This is a genomic window from Planococcus sp. BI3, from assembly GCF_056680115.1.
In genome coordinates, this window is record NZ_CM155266.1 from 1,714,791 (window position 1) to 1,732,292 (window position 17,502).

A 17,502-nucleotide genomic window follows, 5' to 3' on the forward strand; every position below is an offset into this window, starting at 1 on the left:
GGGAGCTTTTCTATGAAGATCATGATCGTCACTGAGACTTTTTTGCCTTCTACTGATGGCGTTGTGACTCGATTGACTGCCTGCATTCGTTGGCTTCACAAGGATGGCCACGAAGTTCAAATTATCGCACCTGGCCTGGGGGTGGAGGAATTTGACGGAGCTATCGTCAAAGGAGTTCCGGCCTATACCTTTCCATTTTACCGCTCCAGAAAGTTTGCTCTTCCAAACCGTCTGGTCAAAAAATACATGGCCGACTTTAATCCCGATATAGTTCATGTCGTCAACCCAGTGGCTATCGGCTATTCAGGCGTTGCTTACGCCAAAAAGCTCGAAATTCCTTTAATGGCCTCCTATCATACCAACATCCCGCAATATATGGCCTATTACAAATTCGGGAAGTTCGACCGTCTCGTGTGGTGGTATATAAAAAAGCTGCACAATCAAGCTGACTTGAATTTATGTACGTCCCATACAGTTTTGCAGGAGCTGACAGAAAAGGGATTTGAGCGGATGCAGGTGTGGCGGCGCGGCGTTGATACGCTGCAATTCCACCCACAACGCGCTACAGTGGACATGCGGTCCCGACTATCTGGAGTGCATAAGAATAAAATCCTTCTTCTTTACGTTGGACGCTTGGCTGCAGAAAAAGAAATTGAAAAAATTCGGGATGCCTTAACAGCTTCAGACCAATTTTGTCTGGCGATTGTTGGAGACGGCCCTCATCGCAAAGAACTTGAAAAGTTTTTTATGAATACCGGCACCGTATTTACCGGGTTTATTCACGGAGATGAATTGGCCTCGGCTTTTGCTTCAGCAGATGCATTTGTCTTTCCTTCTACCACCGAAACCCTGGGCTTGGTCATTCTGGAAGCGATGGCTTCGGGATTGCCGGTAGTTGCAGCGGAAAGTGGTCCGACGAAAGAACAGGTTACAGATCGCAGAAACGGTCTGCTTTATGATTCACAAGCTCCTGAAAGTTTCAAGAACACCATCCTGCAGCTGGAAGACGCCAGCTTTCGCCAACAACTGGCACAGCAGGCAACCCTTGACGTCGCCGAATTGGGCTGGGCTGCAGCTGCAGAACAAGTTCGGGATTTGTACAGCGAGATAGCCAAGAATAAGACAGCCGAACCTTTACAGGCTGCTGAATAAGAATGGCCGGAATTCCCGGAGAACAGGTGGGATTGTCATGCAGAACGGCAGGAAATCCCGGACTCCTGTCCAAACCCTTCAATTTGCCGTAATCGGCATTTCCAATGCAGCAGTCGATATTGGCTCGCTCAACTTGCTTCTGCTGATGCATCCGACCGATCAGGCTGGCACTTTAACATTTTTCAATACCATTGCCTATTGTCTGGCAGTGAGCAATAGCTATATTTGGAATTCAACGATCACTTTTCGGCACACGGCTAAAGGCAGCGCTAATCAGCGTTTCGGATTTTTCATGCAGGGTTTGTTCAGCCTGCTTATTAATAATGGCGTTTTCCTGGCTTTCAATCTATTGTTTCAATCCATCGGCATGCCTTCCTGGATTCGCCATAACTTAGCAAAAGGACTCGCGATGTTCGCTTCGTTTTCAGCCAGTTTCTTTATGATCAAATATTTTGTCTTTAAAGACCGTACACGCCGAAATCAGCCATAAGCCACTCAATAAACCCCACTCATCAAAATCGTAAGGATGAGCGGGGTTTTTATGTCGAATAAAGACTCCATTCATTTTCAGCCAGTACTTTTAAACTATTACTTTTCCTAACTTCTAAAAAGCGGAAATTACTGAGAAAGCTTAGATTTTCTCTGCAGAAAAAAACTCTTGCAACAATATCTTCAAAATCCCCCTTCTAAGAATAGTACTTTAGTTTGAATACTCTAGTTAAAATTGCATATTCATAGTAATCTATAATTAAAGGTATGAACCATCAACAAATCAAACACAACAATTCTTTTGAAAAAACTTTTTTTCTCTTGTTAATTTCCGTTAAAGCGGTTTAAAAAGGAGTCAACTAGTTGGATTATGCGATGTCTGTGGCTTTACTAAATATAAGGAGTGAAAACAGTGAATTCCTGCAAAAAATCCATTCTTTCGTCATTGGCTCTCACCGTTTTTTTACTTGCCGGATGTGCCGCCAATCCTGCCACACTTGCCGATGAACAACAACCGCTAGCTTTTGAAACCAGGAATCTTCCCGTTGCTGTTGCACCTGCAGAATTAAGCACGACCCGCTCCGCTTCACTGTCCGCCATCGGAGATATCCTGATCCATGAACGTGTTTACCTGGATGCCAAAACTGAGGATGATTTTGATTTTAATCCTATGTTCGAAAAAGTCACTCCTTTTTTGAACAGTGCGGATATTACTGTTGCAAATTCTGAAAGCATTATTGGCGGCAGCGCAATCGGCCTCTCTACGTATCCAGCCTTCAACAGCCCCTATGAAGTAGGCGACGCTTTGAAGGATTCAGGTGTCGATGTTGTTACCTTGGCAAACAACCATACGCTGGACCGGGGAATTCCCGCCATTGAAAATGCCATCAGCTATTGGGACCAGATTGGAATGGTCCATACAGGTTCCCATTTGTCCGCCGATGACCGGGCACAAATTGCGTTGATGACACGCAATGGCATCACCTTTTCCTTCCTGTCCTATACCTATGGAACAAATGGGATTCCGTCGCCAGCCGGAAAAGAATACCTGGTAAACCGCATCGATCCTTCACTCATCCAAGAGGACTTGAAACGCGCAAAAGACGTGTCTGACGTAGTTGTCTTAAGTCTTCATTTTGGAGTGGAATATCAAAAAATGCCGAATGCCGAGCAGATTGAACTGGCACATTTTTCTGCTGAGAATGGTGCGGATATTATTTTGGGGCATCACCCTCATGTGCTGCAGCCGCCTGAATGGATCGACACTAGAGATGGACGCAAAGCTTTTGTGGTTTATTCGCTTGGAAACTTCCTGTCGGGCCAAGATGAGTTGGATCGGCTAATTGGGGCAATCCTCCATCTGGACATCGAAAAAACGGTGACTGCAGATTCCAGTACCATCACCTTGCAGAATCCAGCATTTACGACTACCTTCGTTAAAAGTTCCAATTCCAAAGACTATGAGTTGGATCTGCTGGAAAACGTCGATTCCAGCTTAAATGCTGCCACCAAATCCCATCTATCCCTATGGATTGAAGACCTTCAATTTATCGAATAAATGAAGGTTTAAAGTCTATCCCGATTCGGGTAAGTGATATTATCATCAAAAAGGTGGGGTTTTATGCGGATTTCCTGTATGGGCAGCCTGCTCATTTCAATTATTCTTTCCATTATCTTGACGATTCTGTTGAATCTGTTGTTTTTCTAGAGAACATCAATAGACCCGCTATCAAAAAATGATAGCGGGTCTATTCTGCTTAATCCCTTCGGATTTCCTCTATTAATTCCTTTAGCCCTTCCTGAAAGATATGATCTTTTCCAGAAAGTTGCCTTACTGTCGCACTCGGCAGATTTTCCATATATTTTTCGAGATGCTTGAAAGGAACGATTTCATCGCCGATGCTATGAAAAAGAACAACATCAGGCAATAGTGAATTTCGGGAAACAAAATCCTCCGCCAGCGTAAAGCTCTCCAACTGCCAATCCTCATCGATTCCCCAAAACGGGGCAGCAACCGTGATGACCTTGGCAAATGACTTTCCAAGCTCTTCTTCCGACAAGAACTTCAATAACGCTGATCCTCCGATGGAATGCCCCACCAATACCGAGCCATCGTCTAAAGCAGCGATTTCCTCTTTTAATCTGGTTTTCCATTTTTCGTAGTTTGGATCTTCCGGATCCGGCATTTCTGGAGCATGCACCTGAAATACTGATCCCAATTCATCCTTTAGGTACTGCAGCAATCCTGCACTCCCTTGCCCCTCCCCTTGTGGACCAGCACTGTGAATGAATAAAACTTGTTTTTTCATTGCAGCCGCCTCCTTTTAGCTCATTCTAAATCCGATTGCTGAAGCCAGAAACAGTCTACCGATAAAGACATTTTCACTTACTATTTCTCCGTTATTCCATTTTTCAAACATACCCTTCCTGTCCAAATACTGATAAAATAATTACAATTAAACACTTCGAAAAAGATTGTGGAAATGGAGGAATCGGGATGGAGCAAAAACCTACTGACATGGAACACGATTTCCCAGGCAGCATCGGCAAACCGGCACAACGGGCATTGCTGGCTGCGGGCTATCTTCGTCTTCAAGACTTGACGTCCGCCACGGAAAAGGAATTGCTTGAATTGCATGGATTCGGGCCAAAGGCGTTAGGGATTCTGCGTCTGGCTCTTGCCGATCAAGGTTTACGTTTTAAATCCTGAGAACAGCCATGCGAAAAGGCGGTTGATTTAAGTTCAACCGCCTTTTTTGCTTGCCGCTTTAACCTCAAGCCACGGCCTATAAAACTATTCGAAATTTCTTTTTATTCCCGATTCATTTATACTGGAAATATAATACGTTTTTCTCGATTCCAGTTTTTGAGATGCCACAACCGATTATTGCTGGAAGGAGAGAATGGAATGTCACGCCAGTCCTATCGAAAAGAAAAAAATCAACTGATCTATACACAGCAGCACCTCGCCAACGAACGTACCTACCTGGCATGGATCCGTACCGTGATTTCAATTGTCGGCGTCGGTTTTCTGGCGACCAGCCTCCATTTCACCATGGGTGTCACCCGAAACCCTTTTGTTGATATCTTCACTGTCGCACTCGGTATTTTCGCCTGCATCTTTGGTCTGACTGTTATTTTTTCAGCAACGCAAAATTATAAAAAGAAACGCCAGCAAATCATCAACGAAACCTTTACACCATCGAATATGCACATTACATTGATTTCCTCCATGCTGGCCGTCATGATCATCATGGTCATTATTTACTTTTTCATGATTATGTAAACAATACCTGTCACATTTCAGTTGCGCAGTAAAGGAGCGAAGATTATGGATCCATTGGATATTCTTGAGAACTTACATAAAGTAAAACCTGCTTTTCAACCGATTGTCAGCGCAGTCAAGCATACCGTAATCGGCTATGAAGTTTTGGGGCGATTCCAATTTGAAGGCACATGGGTCAGCTTGGGCAGCTTTTTTCATGACAGCGATGTCCCCGACGAATACAAAGTTGAAGTCGACCAGCATCTGTTGGAACTGGCGATCCATAAAATGCTCGACTCCGGCAATGACGGGCTCCTGTTCATCAACCGAAATGCCAAACAATTGCTGATCAACAGCGGAGAAGATTTCCTGAAGACTCTTCAAATCTACGCTGAAAAAGGTTTCTCCATGAACCGGATCGTCCTGGAAATTACTGAACATGATTTTGATGAGGATTTTGAAGTACTGGAACATTTATTGATTTACTATAAAACCTATGGCATTCAGATTGCCGTTGATCATGTGGGTGCAAAAAGCTCCAATATTGACCGAATCCGCCAACTCCGGCCTCATATTTTAAAAATTGATACCAGCATTGTGCGAAACACCAATCCGGATGTGTTTCAGGATGTCATTCAGACCCTTTCTGGATTGGCCCGTCGTATCGGCGCCAAACTTTCCTACGAAAATATCGAAGACAATTACCAATTATATTTTGCCTGGAAAAATGGCGGCCATTATTACCAGGGATTTTATTTAGCAAAACCGGGGTTTGAACTTCCGGTGAATGGCTGCATTTCCCTGGATGTGGGGGAAAAGATCACAGCATTTGTCCAACGGGAAAAATCGATGGTAGAGGGGCGCTACGCGTTTACGTCCCTATTGGAAGAGAAAGTAAAGAAAATTGTTTCAAAATGGCAGGGTCCCGAAACAGCGGACCACTTTATTGAAGCTTTGCTTGAGTCTTTTACTGAAGAAAGTTTCCGCTTATACATTTGCAATAGCGATGGCCGGCAAGTGTCATCCAACTTCAGAAAATACGGAAACCGTTGGGAAATAGAGCCGGATCAAGCGGGTTCACATTGGGCATTCCGTCCTTTTTTTCTTGAAAATACGATGCGGATGAAAACGTGGCATAGAGGGATTTTATCGGACATCTACTCGGATATCGAAACAGGTGAACTGGTTCGTACATTCAGCTATCCTTTATCAGAGGAATGCTATTTATTCGTTGATATCAGCAATGATTTCATTTCTGAAAGGGATTACCTCCTGTTTCAGTAGCCGATACATAAAAACAAGGTCCTGCGAAGCCAGGCAGTTACAAAAAGACTCTAACCGGCTACTATATTTGAAGAAAGAAGGAGAAAAAAGATGGCACAGTCTCTGCAGAATTCACTGGAGCTGCAAATTTTTTTTGATACACATAGTATTGAGTTTGAAGATAGTCTGTTAAGTGAGGCAGTCAACGTTAAAGACAAAATTGAGGAAATATTGGCGATCGGCAATATTGATCTTGTAACAAATGCCCACAAATTGGTTATTTATATTATCGATGGACAGGAAAGAGAATTGGAGCTATTCGCCAAACAGGAAGGAATCGCCTGGGCGACACATTCTATCGAACTTTCCTTCAAGCTGGAATGGGTACAGGCTATTCGCCGTACACTCTGGAACTTCATCGAACAATTCGATCATTCCAATCCACCAGAAAAGCCCATGGATTTTTTCCGTATGGAAAAAGAGGTCAACACTCGGGTTGATTCGTTTTTAAATGCTTTTTTCCTCAGTTATTCTACATATAAGGATTCTTTGCTTAAGGCACACCGCCAATTGGTTGAAAATCTTTCAGTTCCGATTATTCCCATCAACAGTTCCATCTGCATACTGCCATTGATTGGCACAGTAGATGCCAACCGGACTTCCATTATCGAAGAAAAGGTGCTGACAGAAATCGGAAATGTTCATATCCAGACGCTGATCATCGACTTGTCAGGAATCTCCCATATGGAAATCGACGTCATCAATCATCTGATGAAAATCATTGATGGCACAGCTTTAATGGGCTGCAGCACGGTCATTACCGGTCTGCGTGCAGAGGTTGTCCGCCAGATGATCCACTCGCATTTGAAGTTCAACGAAAAAACAAAAACTTTCGGCACCCTGCAGCAGGCATTAAAAGAATACTTGATTGTTTGAGCGGCCATAAGGACAGATGCATGCTCGTTCTGCCTTCCGGTACCGATGAGCCAACCTCTTCAAAACAGCAAAAACCTCTCCAGTTTGCCTGGAGAGGTTTTTATTAGACCGGATTTTTCATGAAATTATCGTCTTTCCTGAAATTCCCCATGACTTCCATCGTTTCACTGATGCTGACAAAGGCATTCGGATCGATATTTTTTATCAACGGCCGCACAAATGCCAACTCGTGGCGGCTGATTACGCTATACAAAACTTTTACTTTTGCCGCAGAATAGGCGCCTTCGCCATCTACGACCGTGATGCCACGGTAAAGTTTATCGAGCAGTTCATTTTTGACTGCATCTCCTTGATTGGTCACTACCATCAAGCTGAGCTTAATATGGCGTGTATGGACCCGGTCAATTACTAGACCACAAATATAGATGGAAGCCATTGTATACATGGCCAATTCCCAGGAAAAGACAAATCCTGATACAAAAACTACCACACTGTTAAGTACAAAAACAAGTGCACCAAGCGGAATGTCCCGTTTCATCGACAGCAAAAGGCCGATGACATCAAAGCCTCCGGTTGAGCTATAGAAACGAATGATGATCCCAATGGCTGCTCCTGAAATCACTCCGCCAAACACCGAAGAAAGCAAAGCATCTTCGGTCAATTTAATGACCGGAATATACAGCATCGATACAGACGTCACGACAACGGAAAATAGGCTATTGGCTATGAAGGTCTTGCCGAGCTTCATCCAGCCCAAAACGAGAATCGGAATGTTCAGGATGATCATCCAAATCCCCGCATTCAAAGGTGTCACTAATCCCAGCATCATCGCAATTCCGGTAACTCCGCCCGCCAACACTTCATGGGGCAATAAAAACATATTAAACGCAACTCCAAGGACAATCGAGGAAACAAAGATAATCAGTAATCTTGTCCATTTATTCATAACCGAACTCCAATCTTAAGGCATGCCTTAACTATTCTATTTTGTTCAAACCACAAAAAAAGGCCGTGCAGCCGCACGTCACCTTAAGAGCATTTATCAGAATGTAATCTTTTACTTTTCAATAAAAAACACGGGAAAACAAATAAATTGTTCTTTTTTATAGTGAACCAATGTTTCATATTATAGTGGTTCGTGGACAGGAAAAGCAAGTGTTTCTTCTTTTGTTCACGGACTGTTCGGAAATAAAAAAGGGATTCGGAATAATCACATTCCGAATCCCTCTATCTTTATTCTTCCAAACGGCGAATCGCTTTTTCCAGCTCTTCTTTTTCTTCTCCATTGATTTCCGGATATTGTGGATCTAATTCCTGCAGCGTTTTGACCATGACTTCCGAAACGATATAACGTGAATGCCACTCATCATCAGCAGGAAGTGCATACCAAGGCGCATATTCTGTTGATGTTTTGTTCAATATATCTTCAAAGATTTCCTGATACCCGTCCCAATGCTCACGCTCTTTTACGTCATTAAATGAAAACTCCCAGTTTTTCTCCGGATCTTTCATACGCTCAAGCAACCGGCGGCGCTGCTCATCATAAGACATATTGAAAAAGAATTTAACCACCGGAAACCCATTTTCGGCCATATATCGTTCATAATCATTGATTTGGCGATAACGGACGTTCCAGATATCTTCATCGATCAATTCATCCGGAAGAGGGGTTTCTCCAAGCAAGTCATGGACTCTCGGCGCTATCACTTCCTCATAATAAGAGCGATTCAAGATTCCGATTTGCCCACGGGCTGGCATTCCTTCACGAAACCGCCATAAATAATCATGGGCAAGCTCTGTTTCCGACGGTTTTTTAAACGAAGTCGTCTTCAATCCCTGCGCCGTCAAATTCGAAAAGATATAGGTAATTGCTTCATCTTTACCAGCCGCATCCATCGCCTGCAAGACGACAACTATCCCTTTTTCTTCCTGCGCATGCAGCTTCATGTGCAGTTCCTTCAGCTTTTTGACGCTTTCAGGAATCAGTTTTTCTTTCAGCTGGTCTTCACTGAATTTTTCTTCATCTGTTGTAGGGTAATGGGAAAGCTTTATCTTTTCATCTTTTTTCACTAAGTATTTATCGATGTCCATAGTCATTCTCCTTCGTGCTTTTTAAGATTTAAAGTTAATTGGTCTACCTTCTATACCCTGTATTGGAAGAAGTTTAACAGGCTATTGAAAAACCGCAACCCTTTTTTGGATTACGGTTCCTCAATAGCCTATTCCATTTCGCCTTCAACTGAAACTTGCCATTCGATCCCAAATCGATCGGTCAGGCTACCATATAAAGGGCTCCAGAAAGTTTCCTGCAACTCCATACCGACCTTGCCGCCTTCTAGCAGCTTGTTGAAAACGTTTCGCGCTTCCTCGACTTCATCGAATAGTACAGTCACAGACATGTTATTGCCTTTTTGAAAATCAGGCATCCCCATTCCTGGAGGAACGTCAGAAATCATCAAAGTGTCGCCATTTTTCAAATTGATCTGTGCGTTCATCACCATATCCTTTACTTGTTCAGGCACGTCTTCCGCATCCTGCGCTTCTCCGTAGGTCATAACGCCAACCAATTCTCCACCCAGTATGTCTGTATAAAAATGTGCCGCTTCCTGGCCATCCCCATCAAAATTCAAATAAGGAAACAATTTCGTGATCATCATTGCCCCTTCTCTCCGAAAATCTGATTTTTTTCTTACGGCAGTTCCTTCAAATATTCCTCCAGACGGTCGTAGGTTTGGGCCATGCCTTCAACAGCACCCATTTCCATTACACTCTTCAGCTCTTCCTCTGAATCGAACTTCGTAGCAGAAACAACTTTGCACCCGGTGCCTTCCGCAAAAAAATCCGTCGTAATCAGCATGGTCGGCAGCCCTTCGACTTCATTTTCCTGTTCATCGGAAAAAGTATCGACGTAAACGAGGCGGTTTGGCGCCTCAATTTCACGGTAAATTGCTTTTCCCCAGGCTTCCTGGCCCTCCGGTGAACGCATGCAGTAATGCCAGATGCCGCCAGGCTCCACTTCCATTTTGTAGACAGTCGTGTCCCAACCAGTCGGACCCCACCAGCGTGCAATATGATCCGGTTCGGTAAACATTGAAAATACCCGCTCTCTTGGTGCTTCAAAAGACCTTTCCATTATCAGTTCCAAACCCTCGACTTTTGAAGAGACCTTGTTTGCAGACATGGTAAATCCTCCTTGTTCTATATTTGATGCCATCGACTTTGCGACATGAGAAACAAATTATGAAGCTCCTCCCTTCCTATTTTTATCCTGTATAGCGGCTAATCCACCAGGTCTTATAGAGTCGTTGAGCTTATCGAGTTAAAACTTGATGATGATCCGTGAAGAATCACCTTTCGCCAGAATATCAAAGCCTTTATTGACTTCATCCAAGGTGATAAAGTCTGTGATCAATTTATCGACAGGCAAGCGATCTTCCTGAAACAGATTCATGTAACGGGGAATATCCCGGCTTGGCACGCAACTGCCCAGATATGAGCCTTTAATGGTTCGTTCTTCGGCAGTCAGTGATAAATACGGAAACGAAAACTGATGTTCCGGATGAGGCAGTCCTGTCGTGACGGTGGTTCCTCCGCGCTTGGTGATGGCATAGGCGACATCCATCGCCGGGACGACGCCCGCAGTTTCAAAAGCATAATCCAATCCGCCGCCTGTCGCTTTGCGCACCTGTTCGACCACATCCGCATCTTTGGAATTAAAAACATCTGTCGCCCCTAATTCTTTTGCCTGTTTCAATTTGGTTTCATTGATGTCCACTGCAACAATGCGGCTGGCGCCTGCGGCAATTGCACCAAGTAAAGCGCTGAGCCCGACTCCACCAAGACCCACCACGGCGACGGTGCTGCCAAGTTTAATGCCAGCTGTATTCACCACTGCGCCGACGCCTGTAATGACCGCACATCCAAACAGCGCCGCTTTTTCGAATGGAATGTCTTTGCTTACTTTAACGACTGAGTTTCTTGAGACCACGGCATATTCCGAAAAAGCCGATACGCCAACATGATGATTGACGGTTTCCGTATCTGTGTGGAGACGATTCCCGCCACCCAGTAAGGTACCAGCCGTATTGGAAGCTGCTCCAGGTTCGCATAAGGCGGGACGCCCTTCCCGACACGGACCACATTGGCCGCAACTTGGAACGAATACGCAGGCAATGTGATCACCCGGTTCCAAATCAGTCACGCCTTCACCCACTTCCATAATTATCCCCGCCGCCTCGTGGCCAAGAGCCATAGGCAACGGCCGCGGACGGCTGCCGTTCATCACTGATAAATCGGAATGGCATAGACTCGCTGCTTTTATTTGGATCAACACTTCCCCTTTTTCCGGCGAATCCAATTCCAAGGTTTCAATGTGAATCGGTTGGCTTTCTTCGTAAGGAGTTGAAGCTCCAATTTCCCGTAACACCGCTGATCTCACTTGCATATTCCCACCCTCTCCTCAAGCAAATTTTCAATATAGTTTAATGCCGATAAATTTCACATCGGTCATTTCTTCAATGGCATATTTGACGCCTTCTTTTCCCGTGCCGCTGTTTTTAACGCCACCATAAGGAATATGGTCATAGCGCCGAACCGATACTTCGTTGATCCATACGCCCCCAGTATCAAGCGCATCAGCCATCCGCATAGCCCGGTTGATATCCGCTGTGAAGACACCTGCCTGCAATCCGAAATCAGAATCATTGGCATGGTGCACCGCTTCTTCTTCCGTACTGAACGGCATGACACTGACAATCGGCGCAAACACTTCTGCACAGACCACTTTCATGTCAGGTGTGACATCACTGACAATAGTCGGCTCCATCAACGTACCTCGCCGGTTGCCCCCAGCCGATAAAGTTGCGCCTTGTTCGACTGCTTCCGTGACCCAGGATTCTGCCCGCTCAGCTGCTTCTTGGGTAATCATTGGCCCCATATCGGTTGATTCATCCAATGGATCTCCTGTTTGAAGCGCTTTCACTTTCTTCGTCAGCTTCTCAAGGAAAGCTTGATATACGGATTCCTGTACATAAATCCGCTGAGCGGAAACACAGGCTTGGCCGGCATACGTAAAGCCGCCGATTAAAATAGCGTTGACGGCAACGTCCAGATCAGCATCTTCAAAAATGATATTCGGAGCATTCGACCCCAGTTCCAAAGTAACTTTTTTCCGTTTGGCCATTTCTTGAATTTTCCAGCCGACAGCACTGCTGCCGGTGAACGTCACCCGTTTGACTTTCGGGTGGGTCACCAAAGTTTCCGCCAGCTCTTGTCCGGGCCCCATCACGATATTAATCACACCTTTCGGCAATCCGGCTTTTTCAAACAGCCGGTACAGCAGAACCGGGGACAGCGGTGTTTTCTCTGCAGGCTTTAAGACCACCGTATTGCCGGCCGCAATCGCCGGGGCAATTTTATGGAGTACGAGATTCAAAGGGAAGTTGAAAGGCGTAATGGCTGCCACCACGCCAAGAGAAACGCGCTTCGACATGCCGATTTGATTTTCTCCGCCGATCGCACTGTCCAGGGGAATCATTTCTCCATAAATTGATTTGGCGCCTTCGGAAGCAAAACGCAGTACCTGAATGGCACGTGCCACTTCGACACGGCTTTCCTTAATGGGTTTGCCTGCTTCCAAAGTCAATAAATGGGCAAATTCATCAGCATCGAGTTCCAAGAGGTCAGCCGTTTTCCGTAAAATCTCCGCGCGTCTATACGCCGGCATCTTTTTCATAGTTTTGGTATAGACACGATGGGCACTCGCAACGGCCTCGGCTGCATCTTCTGGTGTCGCACATGAAATCTTCCCGATCACTTCATTGGTATAGGGGTTAAGCACTTCGATTTCATCCCGGCCATCTTTAGGCAATTCCTTGCCATCGATAATGGAACCGAAATGGTATTTTTCGATTTCAATCATTGCAGGTTCTCCTCCTTCTTCAGTTTTAAAAGCCCCGTTCTTGTTGAAAATCACGGCTTTATCTGAAGGCCTCGTTACTTAATATAGTATTCTCTTTTCGATAATTGTCAATATTCTGTTAATAAAAGATAAGACTATCCCTCACGCTGATTTCCAATGCCCGACCTCCAAGTATCCCTAAAAAAGAATCTCTTCCGGCATATCGCGAAGAGATTCTTCTGGTTGTCTACAGTTCAATTATCCTGTTTGGTGATCGGTGAAATTTCCTCGTCTGTCATCAGGAAGCCGTGGCAGTTCATCAGCACTTCCCTAAACTCGGCCGAAACACGGGAAGCATCATAGGCACATACCGAAAGTGCTTTGATATGAGGCATAAGCTCTTCGATTCCGCATTCATATTCTTGGATGTCTTTGATGATTTCCATTTCGTTCCGCCATTCAATATGTCCCCACGTCCGGAAGCGCTGTTCTTCTTCCATAAATGGGCTGATCAAATCAGAGAAATAGGCCAGGATTGTCGGTGGATGGAAATTTCCGTTCCGCCAGTAAAATGTGAAATTATTGATATAATGGATGTTCTTCAGCCGTTCTTTGGAAACAAGTTCTTCTACACGCTTTAAGATCTTCGGATAAAGGCGTTCACTCTCAACAAAGAGGATTTGATCCCCATTCTCGATGCCTGCAATAATGTAAGAAGCCGCATTGTCAATATAACGCTCGAGCTCCTCCACATAATAAAAAACATGGGCACCTTCAGACGTCTGTAAAATATCATGAATAACTGTAACCTCTTTTTCCAAATGGTCGTTCCCCTTTTATCCAGCAAGTTAAAAACCAGTCAAATCGTCTTTTTCACTCTATCTACTATACACAGCTATTAGGATAAAAGATAACACAAAGCCCCTTTTCTTGTTAAACAGGCAGACTGCCGCCTCATCTCATGACACTGCCTCCTGAAATTTTAACCGACTCGCCCACAATATTCCCGGCAGCTTTCGTCAATAAAAAAGCAATGGTATTCGCCACTTCCAGGGCAGTCGTCAACCTTCCTGAAGGAATATCTTTTTTTGCATTTTCCAGTTCTTCTTCAAAACTGGTTTGGTTTCTTTGCGCTTTTCTGCGCAGGCTGCTTCTCGCCATTTCCGTATCAACATAGCCAGGACAAACAGCATTGACGCGGATGCCATGTTCAATGGCCTCTGCTGCCATTGACTGCGTCCAGCCGACTACCGCAAACTTGCTCGCTGAATACGCCGTATTGCCGGATGTTCCGCGCAACCCCGACAAAGAAGCCAAATTGACGATATCCCCTTCCTTCTGCTCCAACATCTTCCGGTACAAGTCCTGCGTCAACAGGAAGGCCGACATGAAATTCAGCTCCATCATCTCTTTGATGAACGGTTCATCAAGCTCCTCGACCCGCTTGCCTCCTGAAACTCCGGCAGAGTTCACCAATCCGTTAATAAATCCTAATTTCCTTTCCGCATGTTCGATAAGACCTGTCCGATCTTCTGGTTTGGTCAAATCTGCTTCCTTCACACAGAGCTTGTCTTCTGGCATCTGGTCAAGCAGTTCGCTTGTCAACTTCTCCAACTTTTCTTTGTTGCGTCCGGTGATGGTGATTCGCGCGCCCATCGCAGCTAATGTTCGGGCTGTCTCAATCCCGATGCCGCCTGTTGCCCCCGTGATTAATACGTGTTTATGCGCTAATGCATCATTTGAAAATACAGTCATGCCGAAGCCTCCTTTAGAATATGCTCTCTCTTTTCCCGCTTGCTCCGCCGTTGTAAACCTGTACTTCTTCAAACAATCTCTATCGTAGGACAAGCGAGTAGCAGGCATGCAAATCCGGGCTTTTCCTGTATATAATACAAGTAGTCAGTCTACCAAGAACGAGGGGTGCCGGTTTATGGAAAAATCTATTCGCCAGTTAAAACTGGAAGATCTGCATTATTTGGAAGCCATGGATACCGGGATAGAGGATGATTACATTCTTCGGGTATACAGCCGGATATCCAGCGGCTCCAGCCGTTTGTATGGCCTGTTCATGGACGGCCGTCTGGCAAGTATCGGCGGTTATACGATTTTTGCCGACCAGTACATCATGCTGGGCAGAATGCGCAGTGACCTTCGCTATCGCGGAAACAATTTATCCACACAATTGATGGCCTTTATTATGGAACAGGCCTTTATGCTTCCCGCTATTCAGTGGATCGGTGCGAATACGCAGCAGGAAAACACCTCCGCCCGGCGCGTTATGGACAAGCTGGGGCTTGCAGAAGTGGCAACACTTTACAGTGCCATTTCAACTGATGCTTCTTCACTTGAAACCGGCGGCGCTGTCTGGCAGGAATTAACGGAGCTCTCCCAAAAGAAGGCGTGGATAGAGAGGCAATACATCCAAACAGGAGCAGTCTTCCCTTACGAATGCTATTACACATTCCCAGCTTCTGGTGAATTATTCGCCGATGCCAAGCTGCAGCAATGGGCATTTTTTGAAAATCCCAACAAAGACCGGGTGCTGATCGTGAAAAAAGATTATAAACGGGATTATTACCTGCATACTGTTTATCCATGGGACGACCTTATGGAGCAGCCAGGCCTCTGGGAAACCATTTCCATGGCGCAGCATCAATTGAGCAAAAAAGTGAAAACCAATGCCTTGCTCTGGATGGACTTAAGCCCTGATCAAGTCAGCGCGCTGCCCGTCCATCACCCTTTCGACCTGCCTTCTCCCTGGCTGTTGTATGGGATCTATCGCCGCAACCAAAAGCAGATGCCCTCTTCCTCTGGCTGATTCCAAAATCAAAAAACGAGTCTCCCTCTTTTGAATTCTAAAAGAGGGAGACTCGTTTTTCATTGGTACCCATGAAGCGCAGAAAACTTAAACGCCTTCTGTCAATTCGTTTTCACGATCGATTCTTTGCTGCCTCACTTTAAGCTGCGCCATTTCATCTTCTGTTAAAAATTGAACTTTGTAGCCGATCAATCCCATGATGATCCCGATGATCGGAACTGCGTAATTGAGCACCGCATAAGGCGCATAGGCGAATGGATGAACCGCTAAAGTTGCCAGGATAAAGACTCCGCAAGTGTTCCACGGAATAAAGGGAGAAGTCAGGGTCCCGCCATCTTCGAGGGCACGCGACAAGTTCTTCGAATGCAGCCCTTTATCCTGAAAAGCTGTGGCGTACATTCTTCCCGGAAGGAGAATGGAAATGTATTGCTCGGAAGCCGTAGCATTTGTGAAAAAAGCTGAAACGATTGTGGCTGCAATCAAACTGCCGGCCGATTTGGCCACTTTTAAAATTTGTTGGACAATGGCTTTCAGCATGCCGGTATGTTCCAATATTCCGCCAAAAACCATTGCGAAAATGGTCAGTGAAACTGTGAACATCATAGAGGCGATACCGCCGCGGTTGAACAATTCATCGACCATTTCATTATTGGAAACGATTGCGAAGCCGTCATGGAGCGTGTTGACTGCATCTCCCACATTGCCGCCTTGCACAAAAATCTGGCACATAAAGCCAAGAACCACACCGATGACCAATGCAGGCAAAGCCGGCACTTTCAATGCCACGAGTACGACAATCGCTGCAGGCACCAGCAGAAGCCAAGGTGAAATGACGAAGTTACTGTCTAATGCTGCCAAAATGCCCTGGATATTTTCTTGATCAATCGCTGATCCGCCAAATTGCCGGCCAAGGAAAAAGTACACGATCAATGCAATAACCAAACCCGGAATTGTTGTATACATCATATGTTTAATATGTTCGAATAAATTTGTATCGGTAACGCCTGCTGCCAGGTTTGTAGTATCCGACAACGGAGACATCTTATCCCCAAAATAAGAACCTGATATGACCGCACCCGCTACCATTGCAGCCGGAATCCCCATGCTTATGCCAATTCCCATTCCCGCCACACCGATGGTCCCCATTGTTGACCATGAACTACCAATAGCGAGCGATACGATTCCACAAATAATGCAGATTGTCATCAAAAATAACGTAGGCGTAATGATCTGCAAGCCGTAGAAGATCATCGTTGCAATGATGCCGCCGCCAATCCAAGAAGCAATGATCATGCCGACAACGATGATGATAAGAACCGCTGGAAGAGCGAGGCGAATTCCTTTATAGGCTCCTTCTTCAATCGTTTCCCATTTATAGCCAAGGCGCCAGGCGATTAATCCGGCTACTGCAGCACCTAAAGCCAAAGGCACGTGCGGGCTTCCTTCAAATACAATGATGGTGATCGCCATTGCAGCGATCATCGTAACCAACGGAATAAGTGCCAATAAAAAAGGTGTTTCAATCTCTTGCTGTTTTGTTTTCATCCTATGTAACCCCTTACTTTTATGTAGTACTTTTATATTACAGCAAAATTTAAAATAATCTATCTATATAATATATTTATTTTACGGCAGATTTTGTAGAACCCCAACAATAAGAAATAGCCGCCTCTACTCAAG

18 protein-coding genes are annotated in these 17,502 nt (G+C 45.1%); 8 read left to right on the top strand and 10 right to left on the bottom strand.

The genetic code is table 11. The features are described 5' to 3' along the window. Positions 1-12 precede the first annotated feature (12 nt). The 3 genes from AC1MEO_RS08670 to AC1MEO_RS08680 all read left to right on the top strand — a co-directional run bounded on the left by AC1MEO_RS08670 (position 13) and on the right by AC1MEO_RS08680 (position 3,199). Positions 13-1,152 carry a glycosyltransferase family 4 protein gene (locus AC1MEO_RS08670; protein ID WP_480335643.1) on the top strand — a complete coding sequence of 380 codons (1,140 nt, stop codon included), beginning with the start codon at positions 13-15 and terminating at the stop codon, positions 1,150-1,152. A 37-nt stretch (positions 1,153-1,189) separates the two neighbouring features. After that, complete coding sequence (locus AC1MEO_RS08675; RefSeq protein WP_480335644.1) at positions 1,190-1,642, top strand: GtrA family protein; 453 nt, start codon at positions 1,190-1,192, stop codon at positions 1,640-1,642. A 411-nt stretch (positions 1,643-2,053) separates the two neighbouring features. After that, positions 2,054-3,199, top strand: coding sequence for a CapA family protein (locus AC1MEO_RS08680; protein ID WP_480335646.1), 1,146 nt, complete (start codon positions 2,054-2,056; stop codon positions 3,197-3,199). Positions 3,200-3,398: 199 nt separating this feature from the next. Here AC1MEO_RS08680 and AC1MEO_RS08685 read toward each other — a convergent pair whose 3' ends face one another. Then, complete coding sequence (locus tag AC1MEO_RS08685; RefSeq protein WP_480335647.1) at positions 3,399-3,950, bottom strand: alpha/beta hydrolase; 552 nt, start codon at positions 3,948-3,950, stop codon at positions 3,399-3,401. Positions 3,951-4,138: 188 nt separating this feature from the next. Between AC1MEO_RS08685 and AC1MEO_RS08690 the strand changes: the two genes are divergently transcribed. The 4 genes from AC1MEO_RS08690 (at position 4,139) to AC1MEO_RS08705 (ending at position 7,105) form a co-directional block, all read left to right on the top strand. Continuing rightward, positions 4,139-4,351 carry a helix-hairpin-helix domain-containing protein gene (locus tag AC1MEO_RS08690; protein ID WP_480335648.1) on the top strand — a complete coding sequence of 71 codons (213 nt, stop codon included), beginning with the start codon at positions 4,139-4,141 and terminating at the stop codon, positions 4,349-4,351. A 198-nt stretch (positions 4,352-4,549) separates the two neighbouring features. After that, complete coding sequence (locus AC1MEO_RS08695; RefSeq protein ID WP_215099279.1) at positions 4,550-4,927, top strand: YidH family protein; 378 nt, start codon at positions 4,550-4,552, stop codon at positions 4,925-4,927. A gap of 45 nt (positions 4,928-4,972) precedes the next feature. Beyond that, a complete protein-coding gene (locus AC1MEO_RS08700; RefSeq protein ID WP_480335649.1) occupies positions 4,973-6,190 on the top strand; it encodes an EAL domain-containing protein in 1,218 nt (405 codons plus the stop codon). Between the two features lie 90 nt (positions 6,191-6,280). Then, a complete protein-coding gene (locus tag AC1MEO_RS08705; RefSeq protein ID WP_480335651.1) occupies positions 6,281-7,105 on the top strand; it encodes an STAS domain-containing protein in 825 nt (274 codons plus the stop codon). Positions 7,106-7,208: 103 nt separating this feature from the next. Here the strand turns inward: AC1MEO_RS08705 and AC1MEO_RS08710 are convergent, their stop codons facing one another. The 8 genes from AC1MEO_RS08710 to AC1MEO_RS08745 form a co-directional block, all read right to left on the bottom strand. Beyond that, positions 7,209-8,051, bottom strand: a complete 843-nt coding sequence (locus AC1MEO_RS08710; protein WP_480335652.1) for a YitT family protein — start codon at positions 8,049-8,051, stop codon at positions 7,209-7,211. A gap of 287 nt (positions 8,052-8,338) precedes the next feature. Further along, positions 8,339-9,196 (bottom strand): PPK2 family polyphosphate kinase, encoded by an 858-nt coding sequence (locus AC1MEO_RS08715; protein ID WP_480335653.1) that lies wholly within the window; start codon positions 9,194-9,196, stop codon positions 8,339-8,341. Positions 9,197-9,324: 128 nt separating this feature from the next. After that, on the bottom strand, positions 9,325-9,759 hold the full coding sequence (locus tag AC1MEO_RS08720) for a VOC family protein (protein ID WP_480335654.1): 435 nt from the start codon (positions 9,757-9,759) through the stop codon (positions 9,325-9,327). Positions 9,760-9,794: 35 nt separating this feature from the next. Then, positions 9,795-10,286 (bottom strand): SRPBCC family protein, encoded by a 492-nt coding sequence (locus AC1MEO_RS08725; protein ID WP_480335656.1) that lies wholly within the window; start codon positions 10,284-10,286, stop codon positions 9,795-9,797. Positions 10,287-10,424: 138 nt separating this feature from the next. Next, entirely contained in the window at positions 10,425-11,549 is a 1,125-nt protein-coding gene (locus AC1MEO_RS08730; RefSeq protein ID WP_480335657.1) for a zinc-dependent alcohol dehydrogenase family protein, read from the bottom strand. A 27-nt stretch (positions 11,550-11,576) separates the two neighbouring features. Next, positions 11,577-13,025, bottom strand: coding sequence for an aldehyde dehydrogenase family protein (locus tag AC1MEO_RS08735; protein WP_480335659.1), 1,449 nt, complete (start codon positions 13,023-13,025; stop codon positions 11,577-11,579). Between the two features lie 233 nt (positions 13,026-13,258). Further along, positions 13,259-13,825 (bottom strand): MEDS domain-containing protein, encoded by a 567-nt coding sequence (locus AC1MEO_RS08740; protein WP_480335660.1) that lies wholly within the window; start codon positions 13,823-13,825, stop codon positions 13,259-13,261. 133 nt (positions 13,826-13,958) lie between these two features. Beyond that, positions 13,959-14,759 (bottom strand): SDR family NAD(P)-dependent oxidoreductase, encoded by an 801-nt coding sequence (locus tag AC1MEO_RS08745; RefSeq protein ID WP_480335661.1) that lies wholly within the window; start codon positions 14,757-14,759, stop codon positions 13,959-13,961. Positions 14,760-14,934: 175 nt separating this feature from the next. On the opposite strand from AC1MEO_RS08745, the gene AC1MEO_RS08750 reads away from it, so the two are divergent. Continuing rightward, positions 14,935-15,822 carry a GNAT family N-acetyltransferase gene (locus AC1MEO_RS08750; RefSeq protein WP_480335663.1) on the top strand — a complete coding sequence of 296 codons (888 nt, stop codon included), beginning with the start codon at positions 14,935-14,937 and terminating at the stop codon, positions 15,820-15,822. A gap of 87 nt (positions 15,823-15,909) precedes the next feature. Here the strand turns inward: AC1MEO_RS08750 and nhaC are convergent, their stop codons facing one another. Continuing rightward, on the bottom strand, positions 15,910-17,367 hold the full coding sequence (gene nhaC / locus AC1MEO_RS08755) for a Na+/H+ antiporter NhaC (protein WP_480335664.1): 1,458 nt from the start codon (positions 17,365-17,367) through the stop codon (positions 15,910-15,912). Positions 17,368-17,502: the final 135 nt, after the last annotated feature.